General features: G+C 69.7%; 13 protein-coding genes and 3 pseudogenes. 5 read left to right on the top strand and 11 right to left on the bottom strand.

From position 1 onward, the window contains the following. Positions 1–500: 500 nt before the first annotated feature. On the bottom strand, positions 501–3,251 hold the full coding sequence (locus ACFVWU_RS13310; RefSeq protein WP_387619170.1) for a DUF6493 family protein: 2,751 nt from the start codon (positions 3,249–3,251) through the stop codon (positions 501–503). A gap of 171 nt (positions 3,252–3,422) precedes the next feature. Here ACFVWU_RS13310 and ACFVWU_RS13305 point away from each other — a divergent pair, with 171 nt between their 5' ends. Both ACFVWU_RS13305 and ACFVWU_RS13300 read left to right on the top strand, forming a co-directional pair. Next, entirely contained in the window at positions 3,423–3,674 is a 252-nt protein-coding gene (locus ACFVWU_RS13305) for a hypothetical protein (protein WP_387619168.1), read from the top strand. A 727-nt stretch (positions 3,675–4,401) separates the two neighbouring features. Next, positions 4,402–4,923: pseudogene (locus tag ACFVWU_RS13300) on the top strand (transposase); the annotation flags it as partial. Between the two features lie 22 nt (positions 4,924–4,945). Here ACFVWU_RS13300 and ACFVWU_RS13295 read toward each other — a convergent pair. The 5 genes from ACFVWU_RS13295 to ACFVWU_RS13275 all read right to left on the bottom strand — a co-directional run bounded on the left by ACFVWU_RS13295 (position 4,946) and on the right by ACFVWU_RS13275 (position 9,328). Continuing rightward, positions 4,946–5,350, bottom strand: coding sequence for a hypothetical protein (locus ACFVWU_RS13295; protein WP_387619165.1), 405 nt, complete (start codon positions 5,348–5,350; stop codon positions 4,946–4,948). A gap of 81 nt (positions 5,351–5,431) precedes the next feature. After that, entirely contained in the window at positions 5,432–6,460 is a 1,029-nt protein-coding gene (locus ACFVWU_RS13290; RefSeq protein ID WP_387619162.1) for a hypothetical protein, read from the bottom strand. A 10-nt stretch (positions 6,461–6,470) separates the two neighbouring features. Further along, on the bottom strand, positions 6,471–6,860 hold the full coding sequence (locus ACFVWU_RS13285) for a helicase associated domain-containing protein (protein ID WP_387619159.1): 390 nt from the start codon (positions 6,858–6,860) through the stop codon (positions 6,471–6,473). 166 nt (positions 6,861–7,026) lie between these two features. Then, entirely contained in the window at positions 7,027–7,380 is a 354-nt protein-coding gene (locus tag ACFVWU_RS13280) for a hypothetical protein (RefSeq protein WP_387619157.1), read from the bottom strand. A gap of 898 nt (positions 7,381–8,278) precedes the next feature. Further along, on the bottom strand, positions 8,279–9,328 hold the full coding sequence (locus ACFVWU_RS13275; RefSeq protein WP_387619154.1) for an alpha/beta fold hydrolase: 1,050 nt from the start codon (positions 9,326–9,328) through the stop codon (positions 8,279–8,281). A gap of 37 nt (positions 9,329–9,365) precedes the next feature. On the opposite strand from ACFVWU_RS13275, the gene ACFVWU_RS13270 reads away from it, so the two are divergent. Next, on the top strand, positions 9,366–9,926 hold the full coding sequence (locus ACFVWU_RS13270) for a TetR/AcrR family transcriptional regulator (RefSeq protein WP_387619152.1): 561 nt from the start codon (positions 9,366–9,368) through the stop codon (positions 9,924–9,926). 238 nt (positions 9,927–10,164) lie between these two features. Further along, positions 10,165–10,413, top strand: a pseudogene (locus tag ACFVWU_RS13265) (integrase); the annotation flags it as partial. 295 nt (positions 10,414–10,708) lie between these two features. Here ACFVWU_RS13265 and ACFVWU_RS13260 read toward each other — a convergent pair. The 5 genes and pseudogenes from ACFVWU_RS13260 to ACFVWU_RS13240 form a co-directional block, all read right to left on the bottom strand. Next, positions 10,709–11,269, bottom strand: coding sequence for a uridine kinase (locus ACFVWU_RS13260; protein WP_387619149.1), 561 nt, complete (start codon positions 11,267–11,269; stop codon positions 10,709–10,711). A gap of 53 nt (positions 11,270–11,322) precedes the next feature. Beyond that, positions 11,323–11,755 (bottom strand): annotated as a pseudogene (locus ACFVWU_RS13255) (transposase); the annotation flags it as partial. Positions 11,756–11,993: 238 nt separating this feature from the next. After that, entirely contained in the window at positions 11,994–12,557 is a 564-nt protein-coding gene (locus ACFVWU_RS13250) for a DUF6245 family protein (RefSeq protein WP_387619146.1), read from the bottom strand. Between the two features lie 290 nt (positions 12,558–12,847). Next, positions 12,848–13,165 carry a hypothetical protein gene (locus ACFVWU_RS13245; RefSeq protein WP_387619143.1) on the bottom strand — a complete coding sequence of 106 codons (318 nt, stop codon included), beginning with the start codon at positions 13,163–13,165 and terminating at the stop codon, positions 12,848–12,850. Positions 13,166–13,669: 504 nt separating this feature from the next. After that, positions 13,670–14,581, bottom strand: a complete 912-nt coding sequence (locus tag ACFVWU_RS13240; RefSeq protein WP_387619140.1) for a phenylalanine 4-monooxygenase — start codon at positions 14,579–14,581, stop codon at positions 13,670–13,672. 197 nt (positions 14,582–14,778) lie between these two features. On the opposite strand from ACFVWU_RS13240, the gene ACFVWU_RS13235 reads away from it, so the two are divergent. Next, entirely contained in the window at positions 14,779–15,090 is a 312-nt protein-coding gene (locus ACFVWU_RS13235; protein WP_380616737.1) for a transposase, read from the top strand. The last annotated feature ends 45 nt before the right edge of the window (positions 15,091–15,135 follow it).

Raw genomic sequence — 15,135 nt, 5'->3', positions numbered from 1 at the left:
TGACACCTTCAGGGCTGCACGACCTGCGCCAGAAGGCCCGCGAGAAGAAGGCCCGCCAGCCCACCACGAGCTGATGCAGACCCTGGCCTGCGCCGATCGCGGTCAGGTCCCGAAACAGGAGAGCACCTACGAGTACGGGCTCCACGGACAGTGGACCCGCCGCCCCGGCAGCCGTTGCTGGCCCTGCCACCAGGAACGAAAGGAACGGCTGGAACAAGAGGCCGAAGAGCAGCTGGAAGCCGCCCGCACGGCCAACGCCGCGCTGCGCCCGTGCTGGGCGTGCCGGGGCCCTCGCGCCGCGCGGCGAGCAGGTCCAGTCCATCCGGCCCGTCGTACGCCGCAGCCGGTTCTGACGGTCCGGGCCTGACGAAGCCGTGCTCGGGCCCGTTGCGTGCCGCCTGCGCCGACAGTGCGGAGTCAGCGGCCGCCCAGGTGGTTCACCCTGGCAGCGCTGCTGCTGTCGGGCAACGGCGTGCAACTAGGTGCGGGGCCCCCGCGCGTCACGAGGCGAGTATTCGGGTCAGCCGGGCCGCCTCCGTCCGGACACGCCGGGGCGCGGTCGAAGCCGTGAGGGCGTTGAGGGCGGGCATTGCAGTCCGGATGCCGTCCGCCGCCGCGCATTCGGCGGCCAGCGCGAGGGCGTCCGCCAGTCCGCGCACGCCCGGTTCTTCGGCGGCGAGCACGGTGATCAGGGCAGCGAGTACCTCCCAGACCGGCCGGCCCGCACCGCTGCGCGCGGCGTCGGCCAGGACGGGCAGGAACCGGTTCGGCTTGGCCGCCGTCAGCCGCCACAGCCCCGCGATCCACTCGCCGAGCACCTCGGGACGCAACCGTCCGCGCGCGTTCAGGACCAGCAGGGCGTCCAGCGCCACGGTGCGGTTCTCCGCGCGGGCGGCGGTGAGCCCGTACACGAGCGCCAGGTGGTACGCCGCTGCGGGCTGACCCGGGACCTCGGCGAGCCGGGGCAGCCAGGGGTTGAGGACGTGATGGCTGGAGGAGTTCGCCTGGGACACCAGGGAGGGCAGGCCGTGCGCGGCGACGGTCTCCGGATGCCAGGGCGCCACCCAGGGCAGCTGGGCGAGCACACTGGGGCGCGGCGCCGCCATGCCGATGAACAGACCGGCTTCGGCCGGGTCAGGCAGGGCGTGGAGCAGTCCGGTGATGCCTTCAGGGGCAGGCCCGGCGGCGTGGACGAACGGCGCGATACGAGGAATTGTGTCGAGTACCCCGTACGGGGCGGCCCGCTCGAGCTGCCCCGGCAGCTGGGTGTGAAAGGCGTCCGGCGTGGGCGGCGGGGTGTCGGCCGGGAGCTCGCAGCCGAGTTCGGCGGCGGCCGAGCGGGCGGCTGACAACGCGTCCGGAGGCAGCCGGAGCAGGGACTGGGCCAGGTCGGCGGGCCAGGGCAAGGCCCCGGCGGCTCGGTGAGCCGCCAGCCGCTCGGTGAACACCGCCGGATCGACGGCGCCATCGGCGGCGGTCGGGGTGGCGAGCAGCAGCGGCACCGGCGCCTGCCCGATCTGGGACGCGACCTCCAACACGCGCAGCACGGGAATGGTCCCTGGACTACGAAGGTGAGCGGGCCAGTCGAGTATTTCGGGGGCGTGCTGCGCCGCCAGGTGGCTGCGGCCGGTCAGGGCGTCGAGCAGGCAGCCGAGTGCTTCCTCGAGGCGGTGGGCCTGCCAGATCGTGATCGGTTCGTCGTCGCGGCCCGCGGTGAGCGGAGCGAGGGCAGCGTGGAGGGCCGCGGCGTCATGGTGGTGCTCGGCGACGAGGGCGGCGAGGACCACCTCGAACTCGCCCGGGTCGGGCACCTGATCGGCCATCACGGCCGCCAGCCGCTCGGCGAGGTCGAGCGGGCCGGCGGGCGCGGCGGGCAGCGCGGCCTGGCCCATGGGCGGTGCGACGGCGTGCGGTTCGGCGGCTTCCTTCTCCGCCGGGGCCTGGATGGCCAGCAAACGGTGGGCCTCGGGCCGCAGAGCCGGGCCGAGGACGACGGCGGCGCTGCGCACGGCCTCGGCGGTGGCCGGAGCGACGCCGGACAGGTGCTGGGCGGCGAGGCGCAGGGCGCGCTCCTGGACGGCCGGAGCCGGGTGGGCGAAGGCCACGCTGACGGCGGGCAGCAGGCCGTCCGCCGTGGTGGGGTCGCGGCGCAGGGCGGCGGCGGCGCGGCTCAGCTGGATTGTGGCGAGGGTCTTCTCCGGGCGGGCCAGAACGGCGGCCGTCAGCTCGGTGAACACCTCGGCGGAGAGCCGGTGGTCCACGGGCACCAGCGCCGCCTGGGCGGCCTTGGCGGCGGTCGGTGTGCCGTTGGCGGCCAGCCGGACGTGATCGCGGGCCCAGGCGAGGACCTCCTCGGAGTCGAGCGCCAGCGCCGCGTACAACTGGAGGAACCCTCGCAGGTTGCCGGGCCGGTCGCCGCGCAGGAGTTTTCCGAGGCAGAGGTCGATCAGCTCGGCGCGGTCGAGCACGCCCTCGCGCGCCAGGGTGGTGAGCGCCTTGGGCCATTCGTTGTCCGGCCCGAAGCGGGCGGCGTAGGGATCGGTGAACTCGGCGCCGACGTCCGGGACTTCGAACAGACGGCGGACGAACTCGGCCAGCCTGGGCTGGGCGCGCAGCCAGGAGAGCAGGGTGTCGTGGTGCGGCACCGGCTCGCGCAGGCCCTGCTTGGCGAACCACTCGCCGATCTCGCGGTGGTAGGGGTAGCGAATCGAGCTGCCCTCGCGCACCCAGCCGATCAGGTAGCCGTCGGTGGTGGGGAGTTCGGCGCCCGACCAGATGGCGAGGCCGTGGGTGATCAGCCACCGGTCGTGGTTGCCCCGCGCGGGCAGCCACTCGGCGAGCCGGACTGCGAGTTCACGGTGGAATGCCTGGTCACGGTGCGGTGAGAGCAGCGCCATCAGCAGGACGTGGTGGTCCGGGTTGGTGGAACCACCGCCGGGCAGGGGCCAGGTGATGTCGAGGAGTGGGCGGGTCGTCAGCCACTCCAGGGCCTGGGCGGCAGTGGCGGCGCAGTGGATCCCGGCGAACTGCAGTGCGGCGAGCTGGTCGTAGGCGGCGGAATACCGGTTCATGTCGCCCGAGGAGAGCTCGCGCGAGAGCTCGGCGCGGAGCTTGCGCAGCGGAGTACGCAGATGGCTCAGCTCGGCGGCGGGCACGGGGGAAAGCCGCTTGATCACCCCCTGCGGAACCCGCGCGGCGATGAGGGCGCGCACCTCCTCCCAACTGATCGTCCCGCTCTTGAGATCCGTCACGATGCCCCCTCCACCAGGTCTGATCGACGTTCGTGAACATAGCGCTCCCCACTGACAGCCGTGCGGCCGGGCCTCCCGGGCGTGACCACCGGGCTGACAGGCGAGCTCGGGGCAACGGGAGGCCGAAGAGCAGCTGGAGGCCGCCCGGGCGGCGAACGCCGCGCTGCGCCCGTGCTGGACGTGCCGGGGCTCGATCGGCGGGAGGGCGGGCTCCCCGCTGGACTCCACGAGAAGGCCGGTCCGGACCGGCTGGAGTGCCCGCAGTGCGCGGGTGATCGGGAGGTGGAGGGGCTGGGCCCGCTGGTGCTGCCCACCCCGACCAAGCGGGAGCTGGTGGCCGCGCTGGTGTCCGCCCTGGACGATCCGTGGTGGGAGGTGCGGGTGCTGCACGCGAAGCTCAACCCGGCGAAGGACCGCCGATGACCTGTTGGTGTTGTGGCGGGTGGGTGGTTCGCTGGTGGGTGTTGTTGGTGGGCTGGGGGTTTACGGGTTGGTTGAGAAGGCCCGGGCTGTGGTGGGGTTGTGTTCGGTGTTCGGTGTTCGGTGGCCGGGTGTGGTGGTGTTGCCGGCTGGGTGTCGGAGCGGTTTGACCTGTATGGCTTGGTGGTTGGTTGAGAACTTGCGGATCGCGTGAGATGTAGTGAGGATTTCCGCAGTCTGGATGAGAGCCCTGTATGCGTCGGGTGGGCCGGGGTGGTCGGTGCTGGAGCTGCGGGAGAAGGTCGGCCCTGACTGGCTGGACCGCCCGGAGTGGAGAACAGGCCCGCACGGCACTGGACTTGGGTCCGCTGCTGCTGCCGGCCCGTCTCATGAAGACGCAGGTCAACGCCCGGACAATCGGCGTGTTGTTCGCCAGGTGACGGGACGGTACCCAATGGATCGGCAGAACCTCAGAACGGGGGACCGTCGTGCCACGGGCCGTAGGCCAGGGCAGTGGGTGTCTGGGGGCGGGGTCGCTGAAGGATGGCCAGGGCCTCGTCGATACGGTCGAGGTCGATGAGGTAGCCGGCCAGAGCGTGACTGTTGGCGTGGCCTTGCTGCCGAAGGACGGTGACGGCCTCCTCGGTGCGCCCGGCGTCGGCGAGCAGTCCGGCGACGGCGGAGGCCGCGTAGGAGTCGGCTCCTTCGGGGTGGTTCCGGGCCTGGGCGCGATTCGCAGTCGGTGCGTACTGCCGACACTGTTCCCGCCACCACCAGGGGATTCGACGCAGGCAAGAAGGTCAAGGGCCGCAAGCGGTTCATCGTCACCGACACCCTCGGCCTGCTGCTGGCCGTGCACGTCGTTGCGGCCAGTGTCCAGGACCGAGACGGCGCTCGCCGACCGCTGCTGTGGACCCGCCTCGACCACCCGAGCGTCAAGAAGATCTGGGCAGACCAGGGCTTCGGCCGCCTGGTCGACTGGACCACCACCGTGCTCGGCCGCGAGCTGGAGATAGTCCGCAAGGACCCCGACCAACGGGGCTTCCAAGTCCAGTCGAAGCGGTGGGCGGTAGAACGTACCTTTTCGTGGCTCACCGCCCACCGGCGCCTGGCCCGTGATTACGAGACCAGTCCCGCCCGCTCCGAGACGATGATCCGCTGGGCGGTGATCGGCATCATGGTCCGCCGCCTGACCCGTGTGGGGCCGGCTTCCCGGGCGGGTCGGCGCCCATTGACGCGAACTTCGGCCTGATAACGAGGCGTGGGCAGCAACATCAGTCCAGCTCGTCTTCGTCTCCGATGAGCAACGTCACCATCGTATCGAGACGCTCGTCGCTGACCTGCGGAACAGTCCAGTTATTGCTGCGCGCGTGCTCGATGAACGCTGGGTCGAGCTCCACGTGGTAGCGCCCCACATAGTGGGCCAGGTCGGAGTACCACAGCCAGTGGCCATCCGTGAGCAGGTGCAGCCCTCCGATGAAGGCGCCACTCTCGCTCAGCACGTCAGGCACAGCCGAAGGCGTGGCGACCAGGGTCGTGCCGGCGCGCAGGTACCGAACCAGATCGCCTTCATGCTCCGGCGCAGCCGTCCGCACCGCGGCCCGGATCGACGGCCCGTCGGGACTGCCGTACTCCAGTTCCTTGAAGCCGCCGACGATGGGAAACCTGTCGAAGATCACCTGGCCGAGCCTAGAGCACCCTCCGAGAGGCCACCGACCCAGATCTCAAACGCGGTCTGAGTGGCCGCACCCGTGCACGTGTCATGCCTGGGGCTTCTGCAGCCAGTCTGCTTCGGTGGTCCAGAACATTTGGCGCGCACCGAGGTAGCCGTGGGCGAAGTCCGTGAACCGTTCGCGGGTGTACGGCTCACCGGTCATGGGGTCTTTGGCGTTGATGTCGGGTTCCTGAACGGCCATCGCGACGAGGGGAAAGGAATCCTTGTATTCGTGGAGGAACTTGTAGGAGTTCTCCATCTGGTACTGCCGGTCCGGCAGGGTGTCCGGTCCTCCTATGCCGATCTTCTGGCCCCTGGCGAGGTCGAACATCTCCTTCATGCGCTTGTGGTCGTCGTCATCCGGCAGGAAGTTGATGTACTGGATGAACTGTGTCCTGGTGAAGACCTTCTTGCCGTAGCGCATGTTGTCGATCTCGGCATCGATGTAGGACTTCGAGGTGTACTTGGTCTGATCATTCTTGGTGTCCACCTCGACCGCGGTCTCCGGAAGGTTCACCCCGGCGAGCTTGCCGTCGAACTTCTCCGCCATCGCCTTCAGCATGGCCTGGAAGTCTGCGCGTACCTCTTTGTTCCACTGCGCGGCCATGGCCCCATGGGTGGTGGGGTTGTCAGGGTTCTCGTCGACCGTCGGCGCGACCCCGCCCTCGTCCTTCACATATTGGGGAACGCCGGCGTCCTTCATGGCTACATCGAAGAACCGATCCTGAACCTGGACGAACAGTTTCTTGTGGCGTTCCTGGAGATACTTCAGGGCAATGTCCAGCCGCGACCACTTGTACTCCCCCTTCTTCCCCTCAAGGGCCTTCCAGGGCACCACCACCTGTACGCCGCCGATGTCCGTACGGTCAATCATGGCCTTGACCTTGGGGTCATTGCCGGACGTCGCATCCTCAAATGCGCCGAGCGACATGTACAGATTGTCCGTCACCTTTCCGCGGGACACCGAGGCGGCGTCCTGGTCGGGGGCGGGAGCCGCGGCGGCCACCCCGACGGTGGCCGCCAAGGTCATGGCCGTGAGGACAACAGATCCGACCGCACCACGTTGCATCATCATGAACAAGAGGCTAAGAGAACGTTCTAAGCGAAAGATAAGAGTGTCCGCTGTCACTCCCGGTGTCAGCACTCACCGCCGCCGACCTGACAGCCCGTAACGAAGTGTTGGTTTTCTCGTGTACGATGTCCGCCTTCCAGAGCAACCCCGTCATCTTCTCGGCGCGAGGTTGCCCGGGGCGGTCGGTGGGAAGGCGGGTTCGAGGCTGGAGCTGCGGGAGAAGGCCGGCCCGGGTGTTGTTGAGCCAGGTGCCCAGCGACAGCCCCTCCGCGGTCTTGTGCGTGCGCGGGACACGGGCATTCCCCTCCCGCTCGACGAACGCCGCCAGCGCCGCCAGGCCCTGCTGGAACGGGTCCGCCCGCGACGCCCGAGGCCTGGCCGCGACCGCCGTCCGCGCGGCCACCAGCTGGGCGTCCTCCTCGATCCCGATCGCGAGCAGCAGGTCCCGCTGCTCCCGGCCACGCGGCCCGCTGCGCCCGCACCCACCGGCCGAGCTGCTCGCCCTCGAAGGCCGTGTCCGCCGGCAGCTGCGCCCAGCCGGCCCGGCCAGTTGAGCGTTCGGCTCGCTGTCAGTCGTCCTCGGGCTGGACGCGGCCGCCGCGGGCGCAGGCCAGCACCGTCGTGGCTGCGGCGTTGAAGAAGAGAATGAATGTCCAGGCTCGATCCGCCGTCCTGATCATGCCGATGCGCAAGGCTTCGTCTCCTGCTTGCCTGAGGATCCCGACGGTCTCGGTGAGGCCGAGTGTCGCGATCCCGCGCTTCTGGGTGTGCCGGAGCCTCCGCGAGTAGGTGTTGAGGTGCCAGTTGGCGGGGACCAGGCCGTCCCAGACATCGAAGGTGCCTCCGGAGAGCAGGGCGTCGCGTGCGGGGCCGCAGGCCGGCGTCTGGTCGGCGAGCATCTCGGCGAGGTCGTCGCGTGTCATGCGCCGAATCCTGGCGGGCGTTGCTCATCTGGCCAACTGAAATAACCAGTCACACTCGTGGACGCATGGACTCGGGGTGGGACACCACCACGCCGGACACGATCCGGGGCTGCCAACTCCACCCGGGGCCTGCACACCGGATCGGGCCCCAGCCAGCCCTGACCCGGAAACGGGCCGAGAACAGCGGCACTCCCTCCCGGCGCCTTCTCGGGGCGAAGCGGCGTCGCGCCGATCACGAACAACGCCGCAGCGGCGACCGAGTCGCCATGCTCGGCGAGGTGCGCGAGCTGCTGCGGTGAGCTTGGCCCGGCGGGCCTTCGTGTTGTTCAGGAAGGCACCCAGCCCCACGGAGACGACCTCAACGTTCGCCTCCCCGCCGGTCCCCGACACCACGATCTCCAGCGGCTCCTTGTGCGGGCGGGGCACCCGGGCGTGCCCTTCCCGTTCTGCGAACCGCGAGCGCGGCCAGACCCTGCTGGAAGCGGTCCGCCCGCGACAACTTGGGCTTGGCTGCGGCCGCCGCCCGCGCGGCCGCCAGCTCGGCGTCCTCCTCGATGCCGAGCGCCGCGAGCAGGTCCCGCTGGTCTTCCTCCAGCCCGGGCCAGCCGGCCCGCTGCGCCTTCACCCAGCGGCGCCAAGACGCGCATCCTCCACGTCGTTCTCTCGGGCTTCCGTGGGTGTGGCATGACGCTGCACTAGCCGTTTGACCTGGGGATTTCTCCAGCATCTCTGGGGCTGTCAACCGCCACCCCGACCGCTCCTCCAACTGAACAAGGCCCCGGCCCGCCGGCCGCTCGATGGCTGACGGCCGGGGCAGAAGCGGTGACTCCGCCCCTGCCTAGGGAGTTCACTGGAGGCCATGTCGAAGCACGTCGTGTCGTGCCTCTGCGGGACCGTCTCAATTGCCGAGTCCGACCGCGCGGCGCAGATCGGTGGCGTAGGCCTCGGGTTGCTCCCAAGCGGCGAAGTGGCCGCCGGCATGGTGTTCCACGTACGCGCGGACGTCGAGGAACGCCTCGGCGTAGCTTCGCGGTTCGGGTTTGCTGTCGTGCGGGAAGACCGAGAGCACGGTCGGGGTCTCGATCCGGTGGGGGAGGGTGACCGGTTCGGTGTAGGTGGCGAACGAGGTGCCGATCGTGCCGGTGGTCCAGTAGGCGGTGACCCAGGTCAGCAGTTCGTCGGTGGTGAAGGCCGGCCCGTCCGACTGGTCCGACCAGGACAGGAGTTTCTCGGTGATCCAGGCCGCCAGTCCGGCGGGTGAGTCGCCGAGCGCCACGGCGAGCGTGGTGGGTCGCGTGGACTGGGCGGCGATGTACGCGCCCTCGGTACGGAACCACTGGGCCGCTCGGCCGAGGTAGGCCGCCGCGTCGGGCGCCAGTTTGGCCGGGTCGGCGCTGAGCGCGTGCTGCGGGGCGACATTCGTCAGGTGCAGAGCGGCGACCTGGTTCGGATGCTGGACAGCGAGGAGTTCCGCGACGGTGCCACCCACGTCTCCGCCGGAGACCGTGTACCGCGTGTAGCCGAGCTCGGCGAGACCGTCCCCGACGATGCCTGCGATCTTGTCGGCCGACATGCCGGGTGTGGTGAGCGGGGGTGCGAACGGGAAGCCCGGCAGCGCGGGGACCACCACGTGCAGGTCGGTGAGCAGGGGCAGGATGCGCTCGAAGCGAAGCACGGAGTCCGGCCAGCCGTGCAGCAGGACGACCACCGGGGCGCCGGGATCGGCGCAGCGCTGGTGGATCACGCGCAGGTCGGTACCGTCCGTCTTCACCGTCTCCCAGGGCAGTGCGTCGATGCGGCGCCGGTGTACGTCCCAGTCGTATCCGTTCGCCCAGCGGTCGAGCAGTAAGTCGAGGCGGGTGCCGGTGATACCGCGTGTCGTGTCGTTACTCCACGGGCTCGCGACGCGCCGGGTCCGCCGGATTCGTTCTCGGGTCTCCTCATCCATGTGTATGAGCGTACACATGATGTGTATTCTCGTACACATGATGGAGCGGAATGCCGACGCCACCAAGCAGCGGATCCTGGAACACGCGCAACACCAGTTCGCCCAGCACGGGTACACGGCGGTCACGGTCAAAGCCGTGGCCGACGCGGCCGGAGTCTCGCCCAACCTGATCACCCGCTACTTCGGCGGCAAGGACGGCCTGTTCCTGGCGGCGACCCAGGTGCGGATCCCCGTCTCGGACACCTTCGACGGCGACCGCTCCACCCTGGGCGCGCGCCTGGCGGCCGGCATCGTGGAGCGATGGTTCGCCACCCCCGGCCAGGACCCGCTGCTCGTGCTGCAGCGCGCCTCCGGCGAACGCCCACAGGCCGCCGAAGCACTCGCCGACTTCCTCGACACCAACTCACTCGAACCGCTGCACCACTACCTGCGCGAGACCGGCCTGCCGGACGCGGACGCCCACAGCCGCGCCGCGGCGATCGACGCCTTCGTCCTCGGCGTCTCGACCCGCCGCCGCGTGCTGCGATCCGAACTCGGCGACCGAGCCGCCCTCCAAGCCTGGCTGAGCGCCACCATCCAGCGCCTCGCCGACGGATGAGGCGCGAAGGCCCTGAAGGGTGTCTTTACTGCCACACGGCGGCTGAGCAGCGGCTTTGCAAGCGGTCGTCTCCCGGGCGTGATCGTGGTTCGTGGGTTTGCGATTGCTGTACTTGATCTTCTGTCGGCTGCTGGGCTGGCTGACGCTGCTGGGTCGCTCCTCGGCCGCGCACAAGGCCGAGATCCTCGCTCTGCGCCATGAGGTCGCCGTCCTCCGACGGCATGTCGGGCGGCCGCGGATGTCGTGGCCCGACCGGGCCGTGCTCTCCGCTCTCGCACGGCATCTGTCGTTCCCCTTGCGTCGCCATCGGCTGGTCACCCCGGGCACGCTGCTGGCCTGGCACCGGTGTCTGGTGCGCTGGAAATGGCGTCAGCCACAGGCCAGGTCTGGCCGACCACCACTGCCCGAGGAGCTTGCCGCGCTCATCCGGCGCCTCGCGAAGGAAAATCCGACCTGGGGGTATGTCAGAATCCAAGGTGAGCTGCGGCAGCTCGGCCACCGGATCGCCGCCGCCACCATCCGGCGTATCCTGCGCCGCTCCGGTCTGCCACCAGCACCCCAGCGCGCCTCTCAGCAGACGTGGAGCACCTTCCTCCGCGCCCAGGACCACACGCTCCCCGCATGCGACTTCCTGCACGTGGACACCGTCTTTCTCAGTCGCCTCTACGTCTTCTTCGTCATGGAGATCAAGACCCGGCGCGTCCACGTTCTCGGCGTCACCGCACACCCCACAGGAAAGTGGGTGACCCAGCTCGCCCGGAACCCGCTGATGGGAGTAATCGTCAAGAGTTGTGGATCAGTTCTTTGTCCGCGATCGCCGTCCAGACCAGTTGAGCAAGCACCTCGGCGGGGAGGCTTCCGTCCACGACCAGGTCGCAGTCGTCGCGCAGGGGTTCGACGTGCTGGTCGTGGGCGGCGCGTCGGTGGTTTAGATAGTTCCGGAGGAGCACATCGAGGGGGAAGCCATCCCGTAGGCACTTGCGCTCGATCTTCCGGGCCAGGCGGAGATCGGCAGGCAGGTCGACCAAGACATCGAAGCGCGCCCTTGCGGTCTGCGGTGCGACGTGGCGGGCGAACAGCCCGTCGACGATGACGACGGACGAGTCGGCCAGGGCCGCATCCGTGTCCTGGGCGAGGTCTTCGAGGTCCAGGGAGCGGGGGTCGCCGACATCCAGTCGCGGAATCCCGGACTCATCGGGTGCCCACACCCCGTGCTCCGGAGTCTGGAAGTAGTAGTCGTCGCCGTGGAGAACCCGCGCGGGTGCCTGGGAGGTAGTTGCCGCCAGTACCGCGGCGAGTGTTGTCTTCCCTGCTCCGGCTCCTCCGGTGAGGGTGACCAGCATGTTTCCTCCCAGCCATTGTGTGACGGCCCGACGATCGCACACAACCTCGTCATTCATGCCACGAGGTCCGAGGAGCGTTCGACGAGGACACCGTTGTCGAACCTGGCGCCAGCCCGGACCAGTGCGAGGAGATGGGCTCTGGTGATCGCGCCAGCGGGCCTGTGCGGACTCCACCAGCTTGAACACCATGGCCAGCGCCGCGGCCGGGTTCCCTGCGCCGCGGGTGACCTTGGTGCGGAGCTTGACGGTGGAGAACGTGGACTCGATGGGGTTCGTGGTCCGTAGGTGGACCCAGTGCTCGGCCGGGAAGTCATAGAACGCCAGCAACTCGTCCCGGTCGTTGATGATCTTCGCGACGGCCTTAGGCCACTTGGCGCCATAGGTGCGGGCGAACTTTTCGATGGCCTTCTCGGCGTGGGCGCGGTCCTCAGCGTTGTAGATCTCCTGCAGCGCTTTCGCCGCGCCCGGCTGCGCGGACTTCGGCAGGCAGTTCGAGGACCGCTACCACTCGCTAGTTCGGAGAAGGTGCGCTGTGCCGGCGGTGCAACTCCCGGCCCGGGGTCGTTGGAGGCGGCGCTTCGCTTGCCTGCGGGGTTGTTCCAGAGCCTGGCGGGCGATGCCGGCGTCTGCGCCGAGCAGACCCTGCCGAACAGCGCGGCCCCGCCCAGGGAGCGGAACGCCGTCTCGCGATCGACCACAAACAGACGGTAGCCAGCCGGGGCGGCTACAGGCCGGCCGAGTCGAGCATGTTCAGCACGATCTCGATGTTCTCGATGGCGGCCCGCATCAATTCCCGGCCCCTCTTCAGCTCCTCGGCATAGGGGGCGAAGGCGCCGATGTCGCCGGTCGCGGCCGCCTCGTGGGTTGCGCCGATCATGCTCAGCAGGCTGTGCATCCCCTCGGCGGCGTTCAGGGCGGCGACCGGTATCGGCCCGGAGTTCGGGTCCCTGGCGACCAGCTGCAACGGGATGCTCGCCCGGTAGACCTGCCAGCCTATGAAGGCCATCCGCACCGCAAGGTCGTTGTCCCAGCCGTCGACGGCCTTCAGCTGCTCGCCCAACGCGGCGAACCTGTTCTCGTCGTCCAGCTCGATCACGTCAGCGAGCATCGCCTCCCTCTGCGCCAAGCCCAGCAGGGCGTTGACCAGCCGTACCCGGGCGATGCCGGGGTCGCTGAACTGTGCGGCGTACTCGGCGTGCTCGGCCGCTGTGAGGTCGCCGAGGAATCCCAATGCGGTCAGGGCCGCACCGATCTGCTCCACCGTCACTGGTGTGTACTCGTTTCTCATACCGGCACGCTACCGGTCCCGGGCCGGGCGTAGGGGGCCAATGCCCGGACCGTTCGACCCGGAACCGGGTCCGCACTCACGGCGTCGATACCACGGCATGGCCCCTTTGCACCCACCTCGGAAGCGGCCGCGATTTCATCGGTCGCCTCGCCGCGAACGCCCGGGCCGCCGACGGCGATCCGGGCGGCCGGGCCTCGATCGTGACCCGCAGCAGCTGGCGCGGGGCGTCCTCGGGACCGATGAACAGGGCGGTGACCGGCACGGGGAAGGGTCCCCTCGCACGAAGGGGGCTACCGGCCCCAGGCCTCGAACTCGTAGATGCGGGCGGCCGGATCGGTGGTCCGGGTGGGCTTGGTGACCGCCGGCCGGACGTAGCGGGCGGTGGTGTTCACCGGATGGGTGGTGGTGCCCGCCGTGTTGCCGGTCACGGTGGCGACCGTCGTCCAGGGGTCGGTGGTCTTCGAGCGGACCTGGATGGAGAAGTCCCGGGTGTTGTACGAGGCGCTCTCGCTGCCCGCCTGGCCGAGCGTGCCCGCCGCGTTCTGCTCACCTGCGACATTCGGTGGCGACACCGGCAGGCTCTCGATGCCCTGAACACCTGGGGTCACGACACCACCGGCCTTGCCCGGCCCGGCGACGAGGACCGCAGCCCGTACGTCACTGGCCGGTCCTGGGGCGGCGGCTGGCACCTGGAGAACCCGTCATTCTGATCGTCAGACCAGGAACCCAGGCCGACTACCCGCGAGGGCATGCGCCGGTGGTGTGGCGTAGACGCCGATGGGGGGTGCGCGCCACGGGCAATGGAGTGCGGCGCACGGCCTGCCCGATTCTCCCAGGGCCGCCAGGGGCCCGTTGCCGGTCCGGTGGCCGCGGTGTTGCCGGTCCCGTCGAAGCGGGAGTTGGTGGCCGCGCTGGTGTCCGTTCCGGCTGATCCGTGGTGGGAGGTGCGGGTGGTCCACGCGAAGCTCTACCCAGCGAAGGACCGGAAGGCGTGATGTGTTGGCGGGCGTGGCGCGGGTGCCTGGCTGGTGTTGCCCTGTACGGGCGGCTGTTGTGCTGGGGCCTTGCCGTTGTCGGGCCGGTGGCGAGTGGCGTCGGTTCGTGTTCCGGGTTCACCGGTTCTGGGGGCGCGCCATGAAGCCGCGGTCGGGTAGTGCGGGCAGGCGGTGGCGGTCGCGGGTGTTCTCGTCGAAGTCGTCGAGGAAGCCGTGGAGGACGTCGGCTAGGTGGGTGAGGGACTCGACGGTGAACAGGACCGGTTGGTAGCCGGCGACCTGGTAGGGGAGGTGTACGGCCTCGGTGAGGTTCCACGGGCGCAGGTCGGCGCGAGTGAAGCGGGCGAGTTCGCCGGAGGAGGACAGTAACGCCGCTCCGTAGGCCTTCGGGTTGCCGGCTTCGAGCAGGACGCCGTATTCGAGGGTGAACCAGTACACGCGGCTGATCAGGTCGAGGGCGTCGGCGGAGTCGACGCGTGCGGCCGCGGCGCCGACCGTGCGGTAGAGGTCGGCGAAGAACGGGTCGGCGAGGTGGATGCCGTGGCCGAACACGTCGTGCAGGACGTCGGGTTCGGGGGTGTAGAGGGGCATCGCGGGGTGGCGCACGTACTGCACGGCGTGGAAGAAGCCCTCGGCCATCGCTCCCAGGAAGCGCTTGTTCGCAACGATGCCGCCCGCCAGGGTGAAGCGGAACCCTGTAAGGGCCTGCAGGGCGTCGGAGACCTCGGCGTGCTGCGGTACGGCGTCGGCAGGTACCGGGGCGCTCGCCCGCGCGGCGAGGACCTCCCGGCAGGCCCACTCGTCCTGACCGGCCCGCACCGCGGTGTGGACCGTACGCCAGGTGGCGTGCTCGGCCGGGGTGTAGGCGACGGGCCCGTACGGGTCTCCCACCCGGTGCCCGGCGGCCGTCGCCGTGATCCTGCTCCGGCGGCGCACGTAGGCGGGGTCCGCGAACCCGGGGTGCCGGCTCGCATGGCCCAGCCGCGATCCGTCCGCGTTCAAGGGCGTCAGGTTCTCCCAGTCGACCATGACGCGATCCTGGCAGGTGGAGTGCCACGCATCCAGCCCCGCTTTCCTCCGGCCGGAGTGCCCGAAGTGTGTGCAGGCCCGTGCCGCAAGGGACTGGGGCCCGTCTGGTGCTGCCGGTTCCGACGCAGTGAGGTTCCCCCGAGGTGCGGAAGGTTGCCCGAGATGGCCTGATGGGTCATGAGAAGGGAGCCTTTGTGATGGCTGCTCAGATGAAGTACCCGCCCGAGTTGCGCCGGCGCGCGGTGGAGATGTACCGGGTCGCCGATCCGAAGCCGGTTATCCGGCAGATGGCCCGCGATCTTGGGGTGCACCACGAGGCCCTGCGGAACTGGATCCGCCAGGACGAGGCAGATCGGGGCGAGCGTGACGACAGGCTCACCACCGCCGAGAAGGAGGAACTGGCCCGCCTGCGCAAGGAGAACGCCGAGCTCCGCCGGTCCTGCGAGATCCTCAAGGCCGCCTCGGCTTTTTTCGCCCAGGAGCTCGACCCGACCCGGCGACGGTACTGAAGCTCATCGACGAGCACCAGGACCGCTTCGGGGCCGAGCCCGTCC

The organism is Kitasatospora sp. NPDC058190 (assembly GCF_042883685.1).
Taxonomy (GTDB): Bacteria; Actinomycetota; Actinomycetes; order Streptomycetales; family Streptomycetaceae; genus Kitasatospora.
This window is presented reverse-complemented; position numbering and strand designations above follow the sequence as displayed.